This is a genomic window from Nocardioides sp. NPDC092400 (genome assembly GCF_040684155.1).
GTDB lineage: Bacteria > Actinomycetota > Actinomycetes > Propionibacteriales > Nocardioidaceae > Nocardioides.
In genome coordinates this window covers 650,572-672,017 of record NZ_JBFBFJ010000002.1, presented here as the reverse complement: position 1 = coordinate 672,017, position 21,446 = coordinate 650,572, and the positions used below count along the sequence as shown (strand labels likewise).

At 74.6% G+C, this 21,446-nt stretch carries 23 protein-coding genes; 6 read left to right on the top strand and 17 right to left on the bottom strand.

Annotation, left to right across the window (positions count from 1 at the left end):
* Positions 1-8: 8 nt before the first annotated feature.
* From menD to AB0N29_RS10675, 3 genes are read right to left on the bottom strand one after another with little or no spacing between them, the layout of a single operon-like run.
* Complete coding sequence (menD, locus tag AB0N29_RS10685) at positions 9-1,610, bottom strand: 2-succinyl-5-enolpyruvyl-6-hydroxy-3-cyclohexene-1-carboxylic-acid synthase (protein WP_364866501.1); 1,602 nt, start codon at positions 1,608-1,610, stop codon at positions 9-11.
* Positions 1,607-2,566 carry an o-succinylbenzoate synthase gene (locus AB0N29_RS10680; RefSeq protein WP_364866860.1) on the bottom strand — a complete coding sequence of 320 codons (960 nt, stop codon included), beginning with the start codon at positions 2,564-2,566 and terminating at the stop codon, positions 1,607-1,609. The genes menD and AB0N29_RS10680 overlap by 4 nt, the downstream gene beginning before the upstream one ends.
* Positions 2,567-2,571: 5 nt before the next feature.
* Positions 2,572-3,588: an AMP-binding protein gene (locus AB0N29_RS10675; RefSeq protein ID WP_364866499.1), complete on the bottom strand. Its 1,017-nt coding sequence runs from the start codon at positions 3,586-3,588 to the stop codon at positions 2,572-2,574.
* A 72-nt stretch (positions 3,589-3,660) separates the two neighbouring features.
* On the opposite strand from AB0N29_RS10675, the gene AB0N29_RS10670 reads away from it, so the two are divergent.
* Together AB0N29_RS10670 and AB0N29_RS10665 are read left to right on the top strand one after the other, a co-directional pair.
* A complete protein-coding gene (locus AB0N29_RS10670; RefSeq protein WP_302269536.1) occupies positions 3,661-4,536 on the top strand; it encodes a 1,4-dihydroxy-2-naphthoate polyprenyltransferase in 876 nt (291 codons plus the stop codon).
* A gap of 46 nt (positions 4,537-4,582) precedes the next feature.
* Positions 4,583-4,720 (top strand): hypothetical protein, encoded by a 138-nt coding sequence (locus AB0N29_RS10665; RefSeq protein WP_364866497.1) that lies wholly within the window; start codon positions 4,583-4,585, stop codon positions 4,718-4,720.
* A 13-nt stretch (positions 4,721-4,733) separates the two neighbouring features.
* On the opposite strand, the gene AB0N29_RS10660 is transcribed toward AB0N29_RS10665, so the two are convergent.
* Positions 4,734-4,994: a DUF4229 domain-containing protein gene (locus AB0N29_RS10660; RefSeq protein WP_302269534.1), complete on the bottom strand. Its 261-nt coding sequence runs from the start codon at positions 4,992-4,994 to the stop codon at positions 4,734-4,736.
* Between the two features lie 45 nt (positions 4,995-5,039).
* Between AB0N29_RS10660 and AB0N29_RS10655 the strand changes: the two genes are divergently transcribed.
* Together AB0N29_RS10655 and AB0N29_RS10650 are read left to right on the top strand one after the other, a co-directional pair.
* On the top strand, positions 5,040-5,285 hold the full coding sequence (locus AB0N29_RS10655) for a hypothetical protein (RefSeq protein ID WP_364866494.1): 246 nt from the start codon (positions 5,040-5,042) through the stop codon (positions 5,283-5,285).
* 1 nt (position 5,286) lies between these two features.
* Positions 5,287-5,853 (top strand): TlpA disulfide reductase family protein, encoded by a 567-nt coding sequence (locus AB0N29_RS10650; protein WP_302269531.1) that lies wholly within the window; start codon positions 5,287-5,289, stop codon positions 5,851-5,853.
* Here the strand turns inward: AB0N29_RS10650 and ccsB are convergent.
* The 6 genes from ccsB to hemL are packed head-to-tail and all read right to left on the bottom strand — an operon-like array spanning position 5,818 to position 11,874.
* On the bottom strand, positions 5,818-6,864 hold the full coding sequence (ccsB, locus tag AB0N29_RS10645; RefSeq protein WP_364866491.1) for a c-type cytochrome biogenesis protein CcsB: 1,047 nt from the start codon (positions 6,862-6,864) through the stop codon (positions 5,818-5,820). The genes AB0N29_RS10650 and ccsB overlap by 36 nt on opposite strands.
* The gene (locus AB0N29_RS10640; protein ID WP_364866489.1) at positions 6,861-8,486 is read right to left on the bottom strand and encodes a cytochrome c biogenesis protein ResB; all 1,626 of its coding nucleotides are present in this window, start codon (positions 8,484-8,486) and stop codon (positions 6,861-6,863) included. Before AB0N29_RS10640 ends, ccsB begins: the two co-directional genes overlap by 4 nt.
* Positions 8,483-9,244 (bottom strand): cytochrome c biogenesis protein CcdA, encoded by a 762-nt coding sequence (locus AB0N29_RS10635; RefSeq protein WP_302269528.1) that lies wholly within the window; start codon positions 9,242-9,244, stop codon positions 8,483-8,485. The genes AB0N29_RS10640 and AB0N29_RS10635 overlap by 4 nt, the downstream gene beginning before the upstream one ends.
* The gene (locus AB0N29_RS10630) at positions 9,237-9,866 is read right to left on the bottom strand and encodes a TlpA disulfide reductase family protein (protein WP_364866487.1); all 630 of its coding nucleotides are present in this window, start codon (positions 9,864-9,866) and stop codon (positions 9,237-9,239) included. Before AB0N29_RS10630 ends, AB0N29_RS10635 begins: the two co-directional genes overlap by 8 nt.
* The gene (locus AB0N29_RS10625) at positions 9,863-10,549 is read right to left on the bottom strand and encodes a histidine phosphatase family protein (protein ID WP_302269526.1); all 687 of its coding nucleotides are present in this window, start codon (positions 10,547-10,549) and stop codon (positions 9,863-9,865) included. Before AB0N29_RS10625 ends, AB0N29_RS10630 begins: the two co-directional genes overlap by 4 nt.
* A complete protein-coding gene (hemL, locus tag AB0N29_RS10620; protein WP_364866485.1) occupies positions 10,546-11,874 on the bottom strand; it encodes a glutamate-1-semialdehyde 2,1-aminomutase in 1,329 nt (442 codons plus the stop codon). Before hemL ends, AB0N29_RS10625 begins: the two co-directional genes overlap by 4 nt.
* 337 nt (positions 11,875-12,211) lie before the next feature.
* Here hemL and AB0N29_RS10615 point away from each other — a divergent pair, with 337 nt between their 5' ends.
* Entirely contained in the window at positions 12,212-13,342 is a 1,131-nt protein-coding gene (locus AB0N29_RS10615; RefSeq protein WP_364866483.1) for a lytic murein transglycosylase, read from the top strand.
* A gap of 75 nt (positions 13,343-13,417) precedes the next feature.
* Here AB0N29_RS10615 and AB0N29_RS10610 read toward each other — a convergent pair whose 3' ends face one another.
* Both AB0N29_RS10610 and AB0N29_RS10605 read right to left on the bottom strand, forming a co-directional pair.
* Positions 13,418-14,431 carry a zinc-binding dehydrogenase gene (locus AB0N29_RS10610; RefSeq protein ID WP_364866481.1) on the bottom strand — a complete coding sequence of 338 codons (1,014 nt, stop codon included), beginning with the start codon at positions 14,429-14,431 and terminating at the stop codon, positions 13,418-13,420.
* Between the two features lie 81 nt (positions 14,432-14,512).
* Positions 14,513-14,866 carry a helix-turn-helix domain-containing protein gene (locus AB0N29_RS10605; protein WP_302269522.1) on the bottom strand — a complete coding sequence of 118 codons (354 nt, stop codon included), beginning with the start codon at positions 14,864-14,866 and terminating at the stop codon, positions 14,513-14,515.
* A 95-nt stretch (positions 14,867-14,961) separates the two neighbouring features.
* Between AB0N29_RS10605 and AB0N29_RS10600 the strand changes: the two genes are divergently transcribed.
* Positions 14,962-15,579 carry a malonic semialdehyde reductase gene (locus AB0N29_RS10600; RefSeq protein WP_364866478.1) on the top strand — a complete coding sequence of 206 codons (618 nt, stop codon included), beginning with the start codon at positions 14,962-14,964 and terminating at the stop codon, positions 15,577-15,579.
* Positions 15,580-15,630: 51 nt separating this feature from the next.
* Here the strand turns inward: AB0N29_RS10600 and hemB are convergent, their stop codons facing one another.
* The 5 genes from hemB to AB0N29_RS10575 are packed head-to-tail and all read right to left on the bottom strand — an operon-like array spanning position 15,631 to position 21,281.
* Entirely contained in the window at positions 15,631-16,632 is a 1,002-nt protein-coding gene (gene hemB, locus AB0N29_RS10595) for a porphobilinogen synthase (protein ID WP_364866475.1), read from the bottom strand.
* Positions 16,629-18,290, bottom strand: a complete 1,662-nt coding sequence (locus AB0N29_RS10590) for a uroporphyrinogen-III synthase (protein ID WP_302269517.1) — start codon at positions 18,288-18,290, stop codon at positions 16,629-16,631. The genes hemB and AB0N29_RS10590 overlap by 4 nt, the downstream gene beginning before the upstream one ends.
* Complete coding sequence (hemC, locus tag AB0N29_RS10585) at positions 18,287-19,282, bottom strand: hydroxymethylbilane synthase (RefSeq protein ID WP_302269516.1); 996 nt, start codon at positions 19,280-19,282, stop codon at positions 18,287-18,289. Before hemC ends, AB0N29_RS10590 begins: the two co-directional genes overlap by 4 nt.
* Positions 19,279-20,619 (bottom strand): glutamyl-tRNA reductase, encoded by a 1,341-nt coding sequence (locus AB0N29_RS10580; protein ID WP_302269514.1) that lies wholly within the window; start codon positions 20,617-20,619, stop codon positions 19,279-19,281. Before AB0N29_RS10580 ends, hemC begins: the two co-directional genes overlap by 4 nt.
* A complete protein-coding gene (locus AB0N29_RS10575) occupies positions 20,616-21,281 on the bottom strand; it encodes a redox-sensing transcriptional repressor Rex (protein ID WP_302269513.1) in 666 nt (221 codons plus the stop codon). Before AB0N29_RS10575 ends, AB0N29_RS10580 begins: the two co-directional genes overlap by 4 nt.
* Positions 21,282-21,446 lie beyond the last annotated feature (165 nt).

The following is a 21,446-nucleotide window of genomic DNA, read 5'->3' as shown; positions in this document are numbered from 1 at the left end:
ATTGTCCGCTAGGGACGAAGCGACCTGATCCGCTCGTCCAGGTCACGACGCGTCCGGCGCTCCACGACCGCCTCGACGACCTCGATCCCGCCGTTCGGGCTGGCCAGGGCGTGCTCCAGTTCGGCGAGGGTGTCCACGCGCCAGTGCGGTGTGCGGGTGGCCGCGCAGAGGCTGGCCAGGTCGACGCCGTGCGGGGTCCCGAAGAGGGTGTCGAAGGGCTCGGCGTGCTCGGGCGCCCCCTGCTCGAGCATCGAGAAGATCGCGCCGCCGTCGTCGTTGACCACCACGATCGTCAGGTCCGGCCGCTCCTCGCGGGGTCCGAGGACGAGCCCGGTGCTGTCGTGCAGGAACGTCACGTCGCCCATCAGCGCGAGGTTGCGGGTGCCGTGGGGCCGGCCGAGCGCGGCGCCGACCGCCGAGGAGATCGTGCCGTCGATGCCGGCGAGCCCGCGGTTGGCGACCACCTTGCGCCGGTCGCCGACCTCGTAGCGGGCGACGGTGAGGTCGAGGTCGCGGATCGGGCTGGACGCACCGACGTACAGCAGCCCGCCGGGAGGTGTGCCGCGGCTCACCGCGGCGGCGACCTGGTGCGGCGTCAGCGCCGGCTCGGCGGCCAGCAGCCGGTCCAGCTGCCGGGCGACCGACCGGTCGGCCTCGCGCCAGGCATCCAGCCAGCCGGGCTGCTCCTGCCCCTCGACGACCGGGCGCACGACGTGGCGGTCGACCGGGAAGGGCCGCTCGGCCCAGGCGCCGCGGGCCGGCACCGCGACCACCTCCACGTCCGCGCGGGACAGCAGCCGGGTCACCGGGCGGGACAGGGTCGGGTGGCCGGCCACGACGACCCGCTCGATGCTGCGGCCGAGGTCGGTGTCGAGGAGCAGGCGGTAGCAGCGCAGGGCGTTGTCGCCGGTGCGCGAGCCGGAGGTCGGCTCGGCCAGCAGCGGCCAGCCGGCGCGCTCGGCCAGCACCCGGGCGGGCGGGCCCGCGTCGTCGCCGGCCACGACCACGGTGCGCGGGCCCAGCGGCAGCAGGTCGCCGGACGCGCCGGGCGTCGGCCCGGCGGCGCTCGCGGGAGCGGGCGGGGCCGGGGACGGGGCAGGGGCAGGGGTCGGCGGCGTCCACCGGTCGGTGGGGACCAACGGCTCGTCAAGCTGGACGTTGAGGTGGGTGGGGCCGTCGGCCTCGAGCACCAGCGGGGCCACGGGCAGGTCCCGGGTCCGCACGAGCCGGCCGAAGACCCCGACCTGGTCGGTCGTCTGGTTCGCGCCCGTCCCCCGCAGCCGCGCGGGCCGGTCCGCGGTGAGCACGACCAGCGGCAGCCCGGCGTGGGCGGCCTCGAGCACGGCCGGGTGCAGGTTGGCGACGGCCGTGCCGGAGGTGCACAGCACCGCGGCCCGGGCACCGACCTTGGTCAGGCCCAGGGCGAGGAACCCGCCGGTGCGCTCGTCGATGCGGGTGTGCAGCCGGAGCAGCCCGGCGGTGGCCGCCTCGTGGACCGCGAAGGACAGCGGCGCGTTGCGCGAGCCCGGCGAGAGGACGACCTCGGTGACGCCGGCCTCCAGCAGGGCCGTCACCACGGACCGGGCCAGGTCGGTCGACCCGGCGCTCATCGGCGGTCCCCCCTCGTGCCGCCCCGTTCGTCGCGCAGCGCGCGGACCTCCGCGAGCCGGGCCTCCCAGTGGGCGACGCGGTCGGGGGACGCGCGGGGGTGGCCGGGGTCGAGCGGCGGCACCCGGACGGGCAGCTCGCCGTCGACGGGCAGCAGCGGGTCGGCGGTGGTGTCGGCCGCAAGCAGCTGGGCGGTGGCCAGCCCGCAGGCGTACGGCAGCTCGGGCAGCGCGGCCGCCAGCGCGACGCCCGCGGCGAGCCCGACCGAGCTCTCCAGCGCCGAGGAGACGACGACCGGCAGGCCGATGTCCTCCGCGATCCGCAGGCACGCGCGCACCCCACCCAGCGGCTGCACCTTGAGCACCGCCACGTCGGCCGCCTCGAGGTCGCGCACGCGGTAGGGGTCCGCCGCACGCCGGATCGACTCGTCCGCGGCGACCGGGACGTCCACCGCACGTCGGACCGCGGCGAGCTCCTCGACGCTCGCGCACGGCTGCTCGACGTACTCCAGGCCGCCCGCCGCCCGGTCGAGGACCGGCAGCCGCTCGAGGGCCTGCTCGACGCTCCACAGCCCGTTGACGTCGACCCGGATCCGACCGCCCGGCCCGAGCGCGTCGCGCACCGCCTCGACGCGCGCCTGGTCGTCGGCGGGCGACTGGCCGGGCTCGGCGACCTTGACCTTCGCGGTCGAGCAGCCGCCGGCCCGCACGATGTCGTGCGCCCGCTGGGCATCGACTGCGGGCACCGTGACGTTGACCGGCACGCTGGCCCGCACGGGGTCCGGCCAGTCCCCCGCGGCGGCCTCCTCCGCGCACCGCAGCCACGGCTCGGCCACGGCCGCGTCGTACTCCAGGAACGGCGACCACTCGCCCCAGCCCGCCTCGCCCTCGAGGAGGACGCCCTCGCGCACCGTGATGCCGCGGAAGCGGGTGCGCATCGGCAGGCTGAAGACCCGCAGCGCGCTCACGACGCCTCTCCTGCCAGGCGGCGCAGCGCGAGCCGGTCGGGCTTGCCGTTGCCGAGCAGCGGCACCTCGTCCAGGGCGACGAGCTGGCGCGGTGCCCACGACCGCGGGTGGGCGGCGCCGACCCAGTCGCGCAGCTCCGCGAGCGGCACCTGGCGGTCACGGCCGACGACGAAGGCGACCAGCCGGTTGCCCCACTCCTCGTCGGGGACGCCCAGCACCTCGGCGGCCCGCACGCCGGGGTGCTCGAGGAGCCGGGCCGCGACGGCGGGCGCGGGAACGTTCACGCCGCCGGTGACGACCACGTCGTCGAGGCGGCCGAGCACCTGCAGCCGGCCGTCCTCGTCGAGGCGCCCGGCGTCGGAGGTGAGGTACCAGCCGTCGACGAGCACCTGCGCGGTCAGCTCAGGGTCGGCGTCGTAGCCCGCGAAGAGGGTGGGCCCCGCGAGCCGGATCCGGCCGTCCCGGTCCAGCGCGAGGCCGACGCCGTCGAGCGGCACCCCGTCGTAGACGCAGCCGCCCGCGGTCTCCGCGGCGCCGTACGTAGCGACCACGTGCACGCCGCCCTCCGCGGCCCGGCGGCGCAGCGCGGGGTCGACCGGTCCGCCGCCGACCAGGACGGTGTGGAACGAGGCGAGGGCCGCCGCCTCCTCGGGCACCTCCAGCATCCGGCGCACCTGGGTCGGCACCAGCGAGGTGAACCGGTGCTCGGCGGTCATCGCCGCGGCCGCCGCGGTGAACGAGGCGTGCTCCTCCAGCCGCACCGGCTCGTGGCCGGCGACCACCGAGCGCGCGACGACCTGCAGGCCGGCGACGTAGCCCTCCGGGAGCGCGAGGAGCCACTGGCCGCTCGCACCGAGGCGGCGGGCCGAGGCGCGCACCGACGCCAGCACCGCCGGACGCGGCAGGAGCACGCGCTTGGGACGGCCGGTGGAGCCGGACGTCTCGACGACCCAGGGGTCGGGCTCCGCCTCCGCGGCGAGCCACGCCTCGAGGGTCGGAACGGCGGCAACCACACGACGAACGCTAGTCCTCCGCGCCGGGGTCGCCGCCCGCGCCCCGTCTCCAGTCGGGTTCAATCGTCCCTCGTGGCATCTGCATCCGACTGGGTCGCCGGCGCGCGACCGCGCACCCTCCCCGCTGCCGTCTCGCCCGTCCTCGCGGGCACCGGCGTCGCGGCGTACGTCGACGAGTGGGTGTGGTGGAAGGCGCTGCTCGCCCTGGTGGTGAGCCTGGCGCTCCAGGTCGCGGTGAACTACGCCAACGACTACTCCGACGGCGTCCGCGGGACCGACGACGTGCGCGTCGGCCCGATGCGCCTGGTCGGCTCCGGCGCGGCCGCCCCCGGCGCGGTCAAGCGCGCGGCGTTCCTCGCCTTCGGCGTCGCCGGGGTCGCCGGCGTGGTGCTCGCCGCGACGACGGCCTGGTGGCTCGTGGCGGTCGGGCTGGTGTGCGTGCTGGCCGCCTGGGGCTACACCGGCACCTCGCGGCCCTACGGCTACCTCGGGCTCGGCGAGGTCATGGTCTTCGTCTTCTTCGGCCTGGTCGCGGTGGTCGGTACGACCTACGTCCAGACCCGGACGTGGGAGCCCGCCGCGCTCGCCGCGGCGTTCGGCGTGGGTGCGCTCGCGTGCGCGATCCTCGTCGCCAACAACCTGCGCGACATCCCCACCGACACGGTCGCGGGCAAGCGCACCCTCGCGGTCCGCCTCGGCGACCGCTCCACCCGGCTGCTGTACGCCGCGCTGGTCGCCGTCGCGGCCGTCGCGGTGGTCTCCGTCGCGGCCCTCACGTCGTGGTGGGCGCTGCTCGGCCTGGGCTTCCTCGTGCCGGCCGGCACCGCCACCCGTGTCGTCCTCGGCGGCGCGGGCGGGCCGGCGCTCATCCCGGTGCTGCAGCGCACCGGTGGCGCGGAGCTGGTGTGGGCGGCGCTGGTGGCCGTGCCGCTGTTCCTCGCCGCGTAGGGCGCACGCCCGGGCCGGCGTGGGGCGCCGGTCGTAGGCTGGCGCCATGGGTTTCCTGGTCTTCGTCGCACTCCTCGTCGTCGCCGTCGTGGCGTGGAGGATGCGGGTGCAGCTGCTCGCCAAGGTCCTCGGCCAGTCCGAGGCGCGCGTCCGGCGTCAGCTGGACGCCCGCAAGCGCCGCTGAGCCGGCCGGGACGTCAGTCGACGTCCTCCTTGGCCTTCATCTCCTCGAACGCCTTCGACGCGCGCGCCGCGCGCTCCTGGACCCGCATGGCGAACGCCTCGCGCGGTCCGTTCAGCAGCCACAGCGAGCCGAGCCCGCTGAGCACGAACGCGATCACGACGGCCCACAGCACCAGCACCTCGCCGGCGACGAGCCACCAGATGCCGAAGACGAGCGCCAGCGACCCGAGGAACAGGGCGATGCGCAGGGCGGTGTAGACCACGAACTCCTTCACGACCTCCAGGGTAGGCGCTGTGGGCCCGCGACCTACATTGGAGGTGTGCTGAAGCTCCTCCTGGTCGTCGCGCTCTTCGCGCTCGCGACGTACGTCGCCATCCGGGTGATCGAGCGTCGCGGCCTGGCCCGCGGCGGTGGCGGTCGGGGCGGCCCGGTCCGTCCGACGGGCCCGGGGCGTGCGCCCCGTCCCCCGGCCCCTCCGCTCGGCCCCGACGACGACCCGGACTTCCTGCGCGACCTCGAACGGAAGCGCCGGCACCCCGAGCACCCCGAGGACCCGGACGCCTGACATGAGCCGCCCCACCCCGACGCGCGCCCGGCTCGGCGCGCTGCTCCTCACGGCCCTGCTCACCACCAGCGCCTGCACCGGCGACAGCGGTCCCCCCGACGGCGGCGAGGACGACGGGCCGGTCAGCCTGGGCTGGACCCGGCTCGAGAAGCCCGTCGAGGTCGACCTGCCCGGCGGCGAGCCGATCCGCGCGGCCGGCGGGGAGGCCGTGGACGGCGCCAAGCCGGTGCTGCTGAACTTCTGGGCCAGCTACTGCGGGCCGTGCCGCGCGGAGATGCCGCTGCTCGCGGACGTGGCCGACCGCGACGACGTGGAGGTCGTCGGCGTCTCCCTGGACCGCTACGAGAAGTACGCCGTGGAGTTCCTCGACGAGACCGGCGCGGACTACCCCAGCTGGCGCGACCCGGACATGGAGCTGATGCTCAGCTACGCGCCCGCGGTCAGCCCCAGCCGGCTGCCCTCCACCGTCCTGATCGTCGACGGGGAGGTCGTGGCCTCCCACCCCGGTGAGTTCGAGTCGGCCACGGACCTCTCAGCCCAGCGACTGCGGGAGCTCGCCGAGGGCTGAGCCGGGCTGCCCGCTTCCGACGGCCGCGGGCTCGACCACCGCCGGCGCCGCGTAGGAGTGCTGGCTGTTGGTCGAGAAGAAGTTAATCCCGATGAAGTTGAACCACAGCGTGGCCAGGCCCAGCAGCGCCAGCATCGCGGCGTTGCGGCCCTTCCAGCCGGCGGTCGCCCGGGCGTGCAGGTACGCGGCGTACACGACCCAGGTGATGAACGCCCAGACCTCCTTGGGGTCCCAGCTCCAGTAGGACGACCAGGCCTGGTGCGCCCAGATCGGGCCGGTGATGAGCACCGCGAAGGTCCAGACGGGGAAGCCGAAGGCGTGCATCCGGTAGGAGATCCGGTCCAGCGCGGCCGGCTGCGGCACGCGCGCCAGGTAGCCGGTCGTGGTGTCGGGGCGGCGCTCCTTGAGCAGGTAGAGCACCGAGCAGATGCCGCCGAGGGTGAACGCGCCGGTCGCGATGACCGCGGACACGACGTGGATCACCAGCCAGGGCGACTCGAGCGCCTCCGACAGCGGCGCGACCGGGTCGTAGAGCCAGATCACGTCGACCATCAGCAGCACGAGGACGAACGCCACGATGATCGGCGCCATCCAGGCGAGCCCGAAGCGGCGGTGGGTCAGCAGGTAGCCCGCGCTGACGACGAACGTGCCCGACAGCGTGAACTCGTACATGTTGCCCCACGGCACCCGGTTGGGGTCCGCGGCCATGCCGCGGCCCACGAGGGCGACGAGGTGGACCACCGTGGCGATCACGGTCAGCAGCAGGCCGAGCCGCCCGAAGAGCGCCGTGCGCCGCTCGGTGTCGGGCTCACGGGCCGAGAGGTCCTGCACGACCGGCGAGGCGCCCGCGCCGACCGGGACGCGCGCCTCGGCCACCGCGGCGTCGCTGCCGACCGGCAGCCTGCGCAGCGCGGACCACTCCACGAGGTGGGCGATCAGGGCCAGGAAGTACACGACACCGCAGGCGGCCACCGCCTGGTTGCTCAGGGTCTCCCACGCAGCATCGGTCACGACTCATCCCTCTTCGTCTCGTGGGGCCGGTCGCCCCGTGGTGCGTCACCGCGCAGCGCGGTCACCAGGTCCTCGAGGACCGGGGCGACGTCGCCGCCGCCCGAGCGGTCGAGCGCGGCGACCTCGACCAGTGTGCCGTCCCCGTCCTGACGGGCGCGGACCCAGACCCGCCGGGGCCGGATGAACAGCGAGCCCAGCAGGCCGACCAGCGCCATGACCACGCCGCCGAGGGCGACGAGCTTGCCAGGCGTCTGGCTGATCTGGATGCGCTGCCAGTCCTGGACGCTGTCGAAGGTGACCGAGCCCAGGCCGTCGGGCAGCTCGACGGTCTCGCCCAGCCGCAGGTCCAGGCGCAGCGGCTTGCCGTCCTCCTGCATGACCTGGTCCGCAGCGGACTTGTCCAGGACGTAGACCGACTGGGACGGGCCGGAGTCCATGCCGAGGTCGCCGGCGTACACCGAGAGCGACAGCAGCGGGTTCGCGTCGTCGCCGAACAGGTTGACCGGGTCGCCCTCGTCGCTCATGCCGAACGTCGGGTAGAACACGCCCTCCAGGCCGATCTCCTGCGGCTCCGCGGAGGCCGCCTTGACCACGCCGAAGGAGAAGAGGCTCTGGTCCTGGGGCAGGAAGATCGTGGGGCCGCTGTAGGCGACCTCCCCGTCGCCGTCGCGGATCGTCACGACCGGGGCGTAGCCGTGGCCGATGAGGAAGATGTCGGTGCTGCCGATGGTGAGCGGGTGGTTGACCCGCAGGTCGTACCGCTGCTCCTCGGCGCCGGGCTCCTCGCGGTAGCGGACGTCGGCCTCGAAGCCGCGCGCCTGGCCGGCGGCCCGGCCCTCGGTCAGCCACTTCACCTCGAAGTCGTCGACGGTGAAGGTGAAGGGGTCCAGCTGCTCGGGGGTGAACAGCCGCCCCGGCACGAAGTCGTCGTAGGAGGACAGGGAGTTCCCGAACCCGTCCTCGGTGACCAGGATGACGCCGCCCTTGTAGCCGAACAGGCCGCCGACGGCGAAGCCGACGAGCACCACCACGACCGAGAGGTGGAAGAGCAGGTTGCCGGCCTCGCGCAGGAAGCCGCGCTCCGCGCTGACCGCGCCCTCGGTGGCGGTCGCGCCGTCGTCGGCCCTGCGCACCCGGTGGCGACGACCGAGCACGGTGCGGGCGCGGGCGAGCACCTCCTCGACGCTCTCGTGGGTGCGGTACGACGTGGCGTCGGGCAGGCGGGAGAGGTTCCGGGGGGCGCGGGGCGGCTGGGCGCGCATCGCGCGCCAGTAGACGATCGTGCGGGGCACGATGCAGCCGACCAGCGAGAGCATCAGCAGCAGGTAGATCGCGGAGAACCACACCGAGCCGTAGACGTCGAAGAGCCCGAGCTTCTCGTAGACCGGCGCGAGCCTCGGGTGGTCCTCCTGCCAGCGCGAGGAGGCCAGGGCGTCGACGCCCTCCTGCGGGACGATCGAGCCGGGCACGGCGGCGAGCGCCAGCAGCAGGAGCAGCACCAGCGCGGTGCGCATCGAGGTGATCTGGCGCCAGCCGAAGCGGAGCAGCTCGCGGAAGGTGAGCTCGCCGGCGCGCCGGCCGGCGGGCAGGGTCTCGTACTGGGTCTCGCGGGGGTCGCTCACACCGACGTCCTCGTGGAGGAGACGACCTCGGTCTGCACCCAGGTGACGGCCTGGTCCCACCAGCCGGTGACCAGGAGGACGCCGACGACGACGAGCATGCCGCCGCCGATCCTGACGACCAGCGTCTGGTGCCGGCGGAACCACGCGAACGCACCGAGCGCACGCCGGTAGGCCAGGCCCGCGAGGATGAACGGGATGCCAAGGCCGAAGGCGTAGAAGCCCGACAGCAGGGCGCCCCGGCCCGCGGTCGCCTCGTTCACCGACAGGGTGGAGATGGCGGCCAGCGTCGGGCCGATGCAGGGGGTCCAGCCGAGGCCGAACAGGAAGCCGAGGAGCGGCGCGGCGGCGAGCCCCACCGCGGGGACGCGGTGGATGCGCCAGTCGCGCTGGAGCAGCGGGACCGCCCCGGCGAAGCTCAGCCCCAGGACGATCGTGAGCAGGCCGAGCACGACGGTGAGCTCGCGGCGCCAGGTCACCAGCCAGTAGCCGACCTGCCCGGTGAGCGCGCCGAGGGCGACGAACACCACGGCGAAGCCGAGCACGAACAGCACCGAGCCGAGCAGCATCCGGCCGCGACGCGTCTCCGCCTCGCCGCTGGCCAGGTCCGCGCCGGACAGCCCGGTGGCGTAGGAGAGGTAGCCGGGCAGCAGCGGGATGACGCACGGGGAGAAGAACGAGACCAGGCCCGCCACGAGGGCGACGGGCACGGCGAGGACCAGCGACCCGGACAAGGCCTGGTCGCGGAACCAGTCAGCCACGGGCAGCCCCGCCTGCGGCCTGCTCGCCGCCGCGCACCTCGTCGACGAGGTCGACCAGCGTCTGGGTGGACGGCAGCTCGCCGAGGATGCTCGCGGCGACGCGGCCCTCCTCGTCGAGCACCACGAACGCGGGCACGGTCTGGGGCGTGAGGGTGCCCGGGAACGACACCAGCGCGGTGCCGTCGTCGACGATCGAGGGGTACGGCACGTCGAACTCGCGCTCGAAGCCACGGGCGGAGCCCTCGTTGTCGCGGATGTTGACGCCGACGAAGCTGGCGGTGTCCTCGAGCTCCTCGGCCGCCGCGACGACGTCGGGCGCCTCGGCGCGGCAGGGCACGCACCAGGAGCCCCACACCGGCAGCACGACCGGCTCGCCGCGCAGGTCGGCGAGGTCGACCTCCTCGCCCGCGAGGTCCTCCCCGGACAGCTCGACCGGCGCGTCGCGCTCGTCGGGCTCCAGGACCGTCACTTGGCCGTCACCGGTGACGTACCCCTTGTTGCCGGTGCCCTCGGTCTCGGTGCACCCGCTCAGCGCCGGGCCGAGGGTCGCCACCCCCACCAGCGCGGAGAGGGCGACGGTACGGCGGACCCGGGGCCGGGCGCGGGGTGCGTGGGACGTCATGCGGGGGGCCGTTTCTCCTCGGGCGCGCCGCCCGCCGAGAACGGCGACTGCTTGTCCTGGACCGGGATCAGGTCGCCGGCGGGCTCGCTGTAGGAGACCTGGGCGACCCGGTCGCCGACGAAGTGGAGCGAGGTCACCGAGCACAGCGTGCACTGCCGCTTGCGCGGGTCGTGCAGGAACGAGCGTCGCTCGACGTGCAGGCGGGTGATCCAGATCGGCAGCTGGTGGGAGACGACGACCGCCTCGTGCCCCTCCGCGGCCAGCCGCGCGTCGTGCACGGCCGACATCATCCGGGCGACGACCTGCTTGTAGGGCTCGCCCCACGAGGGGCGCGCCGGGTTCCACAGGTGGCGCCAGTTCCGCGGGTCCCGGAGCGCGTTGCCCCTGCCGCCGAACTGGGCGCCCTCGAAGACGTTGCTGGACTCGATGACGCGCTCGTCGACGACCGGCTCCAGCCCGCGGGCCAGCGCGAGCGGCTGCGCGGTCTCGCGGACCCGCTCCAGCGGGGAGACGCGCAGGTGGACGATGTCGCGGTCCTGCAGGGCGCCGGCGACCTTCTCGGCCATCTGCCGGCCCAGGTCGGAGAGGTGGAACCCGTCGCGGCGCCCGTAGAGCAAGCCCTGGGGGTTGTGGACCTCGCCGTGGCGCAGGAGGTGGACGACGGTGTCCGGGGTGCCGCTCATCGCGCGCCCCCGGCGGTGTCCATCGCGGCCGCCGCGGCGCGGGCGGCGTGCGGCAGCGCGTCGAGGACCGTCGAGACGGCCCGGTCGTCGTGGGCCGAGGACAGGAACCACGCCTCGTACGCCGAGGGCGGGAGGTAGACCTGGCGCTCGAGCATGGCGTGGAAGAACGCGGCGTACCCGGCGGCCGACGTGCGCGAGGCGTCCTCGAAGTCGCGCACGGGCCCCTCGGTGAGGAAGACCGAGAACATCGTGCCGGTGGACTGCACCGTGTGCGGCACACCCGCCGCGGCCAGCGCCTCGCCGGCGGCGCCCTTGATGACGTCCGCGGCCCGGCCGACGTGGTCGTAGACCTCCTCGGTCGCGAGGCGCAGGGTGGTGAGGCCGGCGGTGGTGGCGATCGGGTTCCCCGAGAGCGTGCCGGCCTGGTAGACCGGCCCCTCGGGCGCGAGGTGGCCCATCACGTCGGCGCGCCCGCCGAACGCCGCGGCCGGGAAGCCGCCGCCCATCACCTTGCCGAAGGTGACCAGGTCGGGGCGCCAGCCCTCGTGCGCGCCGTCCAGGCCCCACTGGCCCTGGCGCGAGGCCCGGAAACCGGTCATCACCTCGTCGCTGACGAACAGCGCACCGTGCTGGGCGCAGGTCCGGGCGAGGAACTCGTTGAAGCCGGGCTCGGGCGGGACCACGCCCATGTTGCCCGGCGCCGCCTCCGTGACCAGGCAGGCGATCCGCTCGCCGTGCTCGGCGAAGACCTTCTCGACCGCGGCCCGGTCGTTGTAGGGCAGGACCAACGTCAGCTCGGTCGAGGAGGTCGGCACACCGGGGGTGCCGGGCACCGCGAACGTCGCGAGGCCGGAGCCGGCCGAGGCGAGCAGCGGGTCGACGTGGCCGTGGTAGCAGCCGGCGAACTTCACCACCACGTCGCGGCCGGTGAAGCCGCGGGCCAGCCGGATCGCGGACATGGTGGCCTCGGTGCCGGAGGAGACGAACCGGACCCGGTCGACCGGCGTGCGGGCGACGATCGCCTCGGCCAGCTCGACCTCCGGCTCGGTCGGCGTGCCGTACGACGTGCCGCGCGCGACCGCGGCCTGGACGGCCGCCAGGACCTCGCGGTGGGCGTGGCCCAGCAGCATCGGCCCCCAGGAGCAGATGAGGTCGACGTACTCGTTGCCGTCGTGGTCGGTCAGCCAGGCACCGGCGGCCGAGCGGATGAACCGGGGGGTGCCGCCCACCGCGTTGAAGGCGCGCACCGGCGAGTTCACCCCGCCGGGGGTCACCGCACGGGCACGCGCGAACAGGTCGGCGGAGGCAGCGGTGTCGAGAGGCACCCGACCATTGTCGCCGAGGAGGCGAAACGCGCCATGTCGGGTGCGCCACGCCCGGCTCGCGCGAGTGACCGGTTTCACGTGACACCGTGTTGGGCAACCTGCGCTCGGGCCGCGCACGAGGGCGGCCCGGCGTCCACGAAGCGGACACACGCGTAACCCCGCTGTGACACTCTTCGTTGTGGACGTCACACCCGCCCGTCGAGGGAGAGCGGTTGGGTCGGCTACTACCGGGAGAGAACCCCTTATGTCCGTGAAGCGTTTCGGTCGCTGGCAGCGAGCGACGGCCCTGGTGCCCCTCGCCGTCCTCTCGACCGCGTGGACCGCGAGCCTGGCGGGCGTGCGAGCCCCCGTCACGGTGTCCGCGGAGACCCCGGCGTCCGAGTCCCTGCCCGACGGCACCTCGGTCCCGACCGAGGCCATCGAGGCACCCGCGAGCGTCTCCTCCGGTGCGGCCGGCTCGGTGGCCCCCGGGGTCGAGGGCGACAAGACCGAGGTCGTCCGCACGGCCTCGACGAACGCGATCCCCTCCGCGGCCCTCGCCGCCTACCAGCGGGCCGAGACGGTCATCAACTCCGCCGACAAGTCCTGCAACCTCGCCTGGCAGCTGGTCGCGGCCATCGGCCGGGTGGAGTCCGACCACGGCCGGTACGGCGGCAACGCGCTCGACGACGACGGCGTGGCCACCCCGGGCATCTACGGCATCGCGCTGAACGGCAAGAACGACACCCAGTCGATCCGCGACACCGACGCCGGCCAGTTCGACAACGACGGCGTCTGGGACCGGGCGGTCGGCCCGATGCAGTTCATCCCCTCGACGTGGTCGGTCGTGGGCGTCGACGCCGACGGCGACTCCCAGCGCAACCCCCAGGACATCGACGACGCCGCCCTCGCGACCGCCGTCTACCTGTGCTCCGGTGGCGACGACCTCTCCACCGACTCCGGCCGCCGCGCCGCGGTCTACCGCTACAACCACTCCGGCAGCTACGTCTCGCTGGTCCTCTCGATCATGGACGCCTACCTCGAGGGCGACTTCATGTCGATCCCGAACGGCACCGCGGCCGCGGGCGTCATCGCTCCCTCCCCCGCGCCGGTCGTCCCCGGGCCGGGCGCCGGCCCGGTGGGCAGTGGCCCGCAGGGCGGTGGCGGCGAGACGGTCATCGCGCCGTCCGCCGGCCCCTCGACCGCCCCCGAGCCCTCCACGGCGCCGCAACCCCAGCCGGGCACCGGCACCGGCGGGGACACCGGCCAGGACGACGGCGGCAAGGGCGACGGCCCGAAGGGCGGGCTCGGCGTCCCCGGCCTCCCGACGCCGTCGCTGCCCCCGCTGCCCTCCACCGGCGTCGGCACCGTCGACGGCGTCCTCAGCGTCGCCCAGGCCATCGTGCAGTGCGCGCTGGACGGCTACGTCGACAACCTGTTCAAGAAGGACGACCCGTTCGACCAGTGCGTGAAGGACTACACCTCCTAGTCCCCCGAGCTCGAGGGCCCCGCACGTACGCCGTGCGGGGCCCTCGTCACGTCGGCGGGCGGACCCGCCCCTCCCTCAAGGCTTGAGCACCAGCCGGATCGGGTTGCCCTCCTTGCGCTGCAGCCGCTCCACCGCCCGCGGGGCGTCGGCGAGCGGCAGCACCTCGGTGATCGAGCGGCTCAGGTCGAGCCGGCCGTGCGCCGCGAGGTGGACCAGGCGCACGACGTGCTGCGGCTCGGAGCCGTAGGAGCCCAGCACCCGCTGCTGGAAGTAGGTGAAGACCGTGTCGTTCGGGATGGTCACCGGCGTGCCGGCCAGGCCGACGAGCACCAGCCGGCCGCGGGCGCCCAGTGCGGCGAGCGCCTGCTCGCGCACCGGCGCGGCGCCGGCGAAGTCGAAGGCCACCGAGAGCCCCAGCCCGCCGGTCGCCGCCCGGACCGCGTCGGCGAAGTCCGGCGCCGTCGGGTCGAGCGCGACGTCGGCACCGAACTCCAGGGCGCGGTCGCGTGCCGCGGCCACCGGGTCGACGGCGATGATCGGCGCTGCCCCGACGAGGCGGAGCAGCTGGACCCCGTGGGTGCCGAGGCCGCCGAGGCCCCACACGCCGACGGCCTCGCCGGGCTCGGTGGCGGCGGTCGCGGTGACCGCCGCCCACGGCGTCGAGACGGCGTCCGGGACGATGCACGCCTGGTCGAACGGGAGCGAGTCGGGGATCGGCACCACCGTGTCCTGGCGGGCCAGGGCGTACTCGGCCCAGCCGCCGTCGTAGTCGACGCCGCGGGTCAGGATCGTGCCGTCGTGGTGCTCCTGCCCGGCCTGCAGCAGGACGCGCTGGCCCTCGGTGACGCCGACGACACCCGGCCCGAGCGCCTCGACGGTGCCGGCCACCTCGTGCCCGAGGGTCACCTCGTCACCTGGGAGGAACAGCGGGTTCAGGGTCCCGTCGACCAGGTGCACGTCGGACAGGCACACGCCGGCCGCCTCCACCTTGATCCGCACCTCGCCGTGGCCCGGCTCGGGCACCGGCACCTCGGTCATCGTGAGCTCGTGGGTCCTGGTGTTCAGCCGTCCGGCCAGCATCGTCGCCATGCGTCCTCCTGGGTTCTCGGGGTCGCTCCACCGGTGCCCCTCCCGCGGCACGGCAGCCCCGAGCTGCGGCCCGGGGCCCGGTCAGGAGCCGGCGCAGCGCTGGGGCGGCAGGTTGTCCCGCGCCCAGTCGGTGAGGGCGGACAGCGCGGGGGCGAGCGCCCGGCCGGCGTCGGTGAGCTCGTAGGTGACCGACGTCGGCGGCCCGGGGTTGACGCTGCGGCTGACCAGCCCGGCACCGGTGAGCTCGGCGAGCCGGTCGGAGAGCATCGAGTCGCTGATGCCCGGCACGTTGCGCCGGATGTCGGCGAAGCCGGAGGAGCCGCGCAGCAGCGTGGCCAGCAGCACGCCGTTCCACCGCTTGCCGAGGAAGCCGAAGGCGCGGGCCAGCGCCGCGTCGCACGCGCGCGGCTCGTGCTCGGTCCCCGTCTCACCCATGCAGACAGCGTAACCCCGCTCGCACGACCGATGCTGCTACGGTTTTCCTAGTAACCTCTCATTCCGTAGCAGCCCTTCGACGATCGGAAGCCGCCATGACCGTCCACACCGAGCCCGCCACCCTCGCCCCCCTCGACGAGCGCGGCCGCGCCGCGCTCTTCACCGACGCCCGCACCGCCAACACCTTCGCTCCCGTCCCCGTCACCGACGAGGAGCTCCGCGAGGTCTACGACCTCGCCAAGATGGGCCCGAGCGCCGCCAACCTGCAGCCGCTGCGCGTGCTGTTCGTCCGCACGCCCGAGGCCAAGGAGGAGCTCGCCGGGCACATGAGCGAGGGCAACCGCGCCAAGACGCGGTCGGCGCCGGCCGTCGCCGTCCTCGCGTGGGACACCCGCTTCCACGAGCACGTGCCGACGGTCTTCCCGATCCGGCCCGAGATGCAGGACGCCCTCGAGGCCGACCCCGGCATGCGCGAGGGCATGGGCCGCTTCAGCGCCACCCTGCAGATCGGCACGTTCATCCTCGCCGTGCGGGCGGCCGGCCTGGCCGCCGGCCCGATGGCCGGGTTCGACGCCGCGGGCATCGACGCGGCGTTCTTCGGCGACGGCCGCTGGCGGACGCTGCTCGTCGTGAACATCGGCCACCCCGGGGCGGGCGCCTGGTTCGACCGGCTCCCCCGCCTCGACGCCGAGGCCGCCGTCGCCTGGGCGTGAGCGACCGGCCGGGCCGCTCGCCGCGCGGAGGACCGGGCCGGGGCCCGGCCCTCAGCGCAGCAGGCGAGCGGCCTCGGCGGCCCAGTAGGTCAGCACGACGTCGGCGCCGGCCCGGCGGATCGAGGTGAGCGCCTCGATGATCGCCGGCTCCCGGTCGATCCAGCCCTGGGCCGCGGCGGCCTCGAGCATGGCGTACTCGCCCGAGACGTTGTACGCCGCGACCGGCACGTCGACGGCGTCCCGCACGCGGCGCACGACGTCGAGGTAGGACAGCGCCGGCTTGACCATCACCAGGTCCGCGCCCTGCTCGACGTCGAGCAGCGCCTCGCGCACGCCCTCGACGGCGTTGGCCGGGTCCTGCTGGTAGGTGCGCCGGTCCCCGACCAGGGAGGAGTCGACGGCCTCGCGGAAGGGCCCGAAGAAGGCCGAGGCGTACTTCGCGGAGTAGGCCAGCACCGAGACGTCGGTGTGCTCGGCGGCGTCCAGGGCGGCGCGGACGACTGCGACCTGGCCGTCCATCATCCCGCTGGGGCCGACCATGTCGACCCCCGCGTCGGCCTGGGCGAGGGCCATCTCGGCGTACCGCTCCAGCGTCCGGTCGTTGTCGACGCGACCGTCGGGGGTCAGCAGCCCGCAGTGGCCGTGGTCGGTGAACTCGTCGAGGCACAGGTCGCTCATCACGGTGAGCGCGTCACCGACCTCGGCCACCACGTCGGTGATCGCGAGGTTCAGGATGCCGGCGGGGTCGATCGCGCCCGACCCGGTGGCGTCCTTGGACTCGGGGATGCCGAAGAGCATGACGCCGCCGAGACCCAGCTCGGCCGCCTCGGCGACCGCACCGAGGAGGGAGGAGCGGGAGTGCTGGACGACGCCGGGCATCGAGGAGATCGGCACCGGCGCGTCGAGCCCCTCGCGCACGAAGAGCGGCAGCACGAGCTGGCGCGCCTCGAGGGAGGTCTCCGCCACCATCCGCCGCAGCGCCGGCGTGGTGCGCAGGCGCCGCGGCCGGACGACGGGACGCAGCGAGCCGGTCTCGGGAGCGGCCTCGGTCATCGCGAGGACGTCGCCTTGGTCCGGCGGGCCGACGGCTTGCGCTCCGAGGGGCGCGTGACCGGCTGGCCGGCCTCGAGCATGCTCGCCCGGCGGCTCGCGCCGAAGTCGGCGAGCGCGTCGACGAGCACCTCGACGTCCGGCTTGGGCGCCATCACGTCGACCCGCAGGCCGTGCTCCTCGGCGGTCTTGGCGGTCTGCGGGCCGATGACCGCGATGACCGTCGAGGGGTGCGGCTTGCCGGCGATGCCGACCAGGTTGCGCACCGTCGAGGAGGAGGTGAAGACGACCGCGTCGAACTTGCCGGTCTTGATCGCGTCGCGCACCGGCGCCGGCGGCGGGGTGGCGCGGACAGTGCGGTACGCCGTCACGTCGTCGCACTCCCAGCCGAGGTCCACCAGGCCGGCGACGAGGTTCTCGGTGGCGATGTCGGCGCGGGGCAGGAAGACCCGGTTGATCGGGTCGAGCACCTCGTCGTACTCCGGCCACACCTCGAGCAGGCCGGCCGCGGACTGCTCGCCGGTCGGCACCAGGTCCGCGCGCAGGCCCCAGGCAGCGATCGCCTGGGCGGTCTTGTCGCCGACCGCCGCGATCTTCAGCCCGGAGAAGGCACGCGCGTCGAGGCCGTACTCCTCGAACTTCTCCCGGACCGCCTTGACCGCGTTCACCGAGGTGAAGGCGATCCACTCGTAGCGGCCCTCGACGAGGCCGCGGACGGCCTTGTCCATCTGCAGGGGGTTCCGCGGCGGCTCGACGGAGATCGTCGGCACCTCCTCGGGCACCGCGCCGTAGCCGCGCAGGCGGGCCGAGAGCACGCCGGCCTGGTCCTTGGTGCGCGGGACGAGCACGCGCCAGCCGAACAGCGGCTTGGTCTCGAACCACGACAGCGTCTGGCGCAGGTCGACCACGTCACCGACGACGGTGATGGCGGGCGGGGCCATCCGCGCGGCGCGGGCGTCGGCGGCGATGTCGGCGAGGGTCGAGCAGACCGTCGACTGGCCGGTGGTGGTGCCGACCCGGGTCATCGCGACCGGCGTCTGCGGGCTTCGGCCGGCGGCGACGAGCGCCTTGGCGATCTCACCGATCTGGCCGACGGCCGAGAGCAGCACCAGCGTGCGGTCGTCGGCGTACTGCGTCCAGTCGACCTTGTCGCCACAGGTCACGACCGCCATCTCGCGGTGGTCCTTGGTGGTGAGCGGGATGCCGGCGTACGCCGGGACCGCGCTGACCGAGGAGACACCGGGGACGACCTCGAAGGGGATGCACGCCTTGGCGCAGGCCTGCGCCTCCTCGGGCCCGGAGGCGTAGAGGAACGGGTCGCCGGTCATCAGGCGCGCCACGCGGAGCCCGCGCTTGGCCTGCTTGACCACGACCTTGGCCCGGGCGGCGTGGGTCAGCGGCTGGCCGTCCTCGCCGAAGCCGCCGTCGACGATCTCGGGACCGACCGGCTCGCCGGTCTCCTGCCCCTCGACCGGCTCGGGCAGGCCGAGCAGCGAGCGGACGAGCGTGACGTGCTCGGGCGCCTCGGTCACGACGACGTCGGCCTGGCGGATCAGCTCCACGGCGCGCACGGTCAGCAGGTCCGGGTCGCCCGGCCCGCTCCCGACGAACGACACCCAACCGGGCGTGGTGGTGGCGGTGGTGGTCTTGCCTCGGGTCATGCGTTGCGCACCTGTTCTGGCTCGAGTCGTGGCTGGCCGTGCTGGTCGTGCTGGGATTGCTGGTACTGCTGGGGGTCGAGGTCCGCGGCGCCGTCGGCGAGCATCTCGCCGGCGAGCCGGGTGCCGACGCCGACGGCGTCGGCGAGGGTCCCGGAGGCGGACATCCGCACCGAGAGCGCCCCGTCGGGCGAGAGCGCCACGGCCCGCACCCACAGCTCGTCGCCGTCCTCGCCCTCCACGACGTCGGCGAGCGCGCCGATCGGGGCGGTGCAGCCGCCCTCGAGCGTCGCCAGGACGGCGCGCTCGGCGTCGACGGCGGCGCGCGTCGCGTGGTGCTCGAGGAGGACGAGCTCGGCGAGCAGCGGGTCGTCGCTGCGGCACTCGATCGCGAGGGCGCCCTGCCCGGGGGCGGGCAGCACCTGCAGCGGGTCGAGCACCTCGGTCGCCTCCTCGAGCCGTCCGATCCGGGCCAGGCCCGCGCGGGCGAGGACGACGGCGTCGTACTCGCCACTGCGGACCTTGGCGATCCGGGTGTCGACGTTGCCACGCACGCCGACCAGGTCCAAACCGAGGCCGAGCGCGTGCAGCTGGGCGACGCGGCGCGGGGAGCCGGTGCCGACGCGGGACCCCACCGGGAGCTCGCCGAGGGTCAACCCGTCGCGCGCCACGACGACGTCGCGCGGGTCCTCGCGCACCGGCACGGCGGCCAGCGTGATCCCCGGGGTGGGGTAGGTCGGGATGTCCTTGAGCGAGTGCACGGCGACGTCGACGTCGCCGGCGACGAGCGCGTCGCGGAGCGCGGCGACGAAGACCCCGACGCCACCGGCCGCAGCGAGCGGGGTGCCCGCCGCCTGGCTGCGGTCGCCGTCGGTGCGGACCTCGACGAGCTCGACCTCACGGCCGAGCCGCTCGCGGATCATGTCGGCGACGTGGCCGCTCTGGGTCGTGGCGAGGAGGGACGCGCGGGTCCCGACGCGGATGGGGTCGGTCACGCCAACCCCTCCGGCCGGGTCACCGCGGTGACCGCCTCGGGGTCGAGCGCGAACAGCTCGGCCAGCGCCGCGGCGTACGACACCGCGCCGGTCTCGTTGGCCAGCTCCTTGACCCGGACGGTCGGCTCGTGGAGCAGCTTGTCGGCGACCCGGCGGACGGTGTGCAGCACCTCGGCGCGGGTGGCGGGGTCGAGGTCGGGCAGGCGGTGGTCCAGGCGCGTCATCTCGGCGTCGACGACCGAGGTCGCCATCGACCGGAGGGCGACCACGGTCGGGGTGACGCTGGCGCTGCGGCGGGCGGCCAGGAACGCACCGACCTCCTCGGTGACGATCCGGCGCACCTCGAGCACCTCGCGGCCCGCCTCGGAGGCGTGCAGCGCCTCGGCGAGCGAGGCGAGGTCGACGAGGGTGACGCCGGGGAGGTCGGCGACCGCCGGGTCGACGTCGTGCGGCAGGGCCAGGTCGACGAACGAGATCGGGCGCTGGACCGGGCGGGAGGCCACCATGTCGGCGGTGACCAGGACCCCGGTCGCGCCGGCGCAGGTCACGACGAGGTCGGCCTCGGCGAGCTCCGCGCCGAGGTCGGCGAGCAGCGCCGGGCGGGCGCCGTGCTCCTCGGCCAGGCGTGCGGCCCGCTCGGCGGAGCGGTTGACGACCACGATGTCCTCGGCGCCGAGCCGGGCGACCGTCGCGGTCGCGAGGCCGGCCATCGCGCCGGCGCCGACGACCACGACGCGCTTGCCGTGGACCGACGCGCGCAGGTCGCCCTCCGGGCCGTCCCCGGGGCCGCCCCCCGTGCCGCCCTGCGCGCCGTCGCCGACGCGCTCGAGCGCCGCGGTGACCAGCGAGGGCGCCGCCCGGTCGATGCCGGTCTCGGCGCGCGAGCGCTTGCCGACGCGCAGCGCCTGCTGGAACAGGACGTTGAGGGCGGACCCGACGGTGCCGAGCTCCTGGCCCAGCCGCAGGGCCTCGCGGGTCTGGCCGAGGATCTGGCCCTCGCCGACGGCCATGGAGTCGAGGCCGGCGGCGACCTGGAAGAGGTGGGAGACCGCGCCGTCGTCGTAGTGCACGTAGAGGTGCGGCAGCATCCCCGCGGTCGTCTCGCCCGCGCGGTCGACCAGCAGGGTGGACAGCTCCTCGACCGAGCCGTGGAAGCGGTCGACGTCGGCGTACAGCTCGAGGCGGTTGCAGGTCGCGATGACCGTCGCCTCGTTGACGTGCGCGCACGTGGACGCGTCGTGGATGAGCTTGGGCACCTCGTCGCGCGACATGGCGAGCCGCTCGAGCAGCGCCACCGGTGCGGTGTTGTGGGAGATGCCGACGACGAGGACGCTCACGAGAGTTCTCCCTGGGCCTTGCGCTGCTCGTGGTAGGCGAGGACCTGCAGCTCGACGGAGAGGTCGACCTTGCGGACGTCGACCCCGGTCGGCACCGAGAGGACGCCGGCCGCGAAGTTGAGGATGCTGGTGATGCCGCACGCCACCATCCGGTCGGCGACGGCCTGGGCCGCGACCGCCGGGGTGGCGATGACACCGATGGCGACGCCGTGCTCGGCGACGATCGACTCGAGGTCGGAGAACGGCTGCACCTCGATCCCGGCCACCACCTCGCCGTGGCGTGCCGGGTCGGCGTCGAGCAGCGCGACGGTGCGGAAGCCGCGGCTGCTGAAGCCGGAGTAGTTGGCCAGCGCGTGGCCCAGGTTGCCGATGCCGACGATGACCACGGGCCAGTCCTGGGTCACGCCGATCTCGCGGGCGATCTGGTAGCGCAGGTAGTCGACGTCGTAGCCGACCCCGCGGGTGCCGTAGGACCCGAGGTAGGAGAGGTCCTTGCGCAGCTTGGCGCTGTTGACACCAGCCGCCGCGGCGAGGGCCTCGCTCGAGCACGTGACGGTGCCGGCCTCGGAGAGGGCCGTCAGCGCACGGAGGTAGACGGGGAGTCGCGCGACCGTCGCCTCGGGGATGTCCCGAGCACTCTCGGTCGAAGTCCGTGCAGTCACGTGCAGCTCTTCCCAGCCATGCCGTGGCGGGGGCCGTTCCGGGCCCGGATTCGCACAGCGGCCCAGCCACTGTAGGAGTTTGTGAACGGGAGAACAAAACGGACGAGGGCCGTCGAGGGCCCCTGGCCTAGCACATGTGAGAAGCCCAACACGCACGGGGGTCGA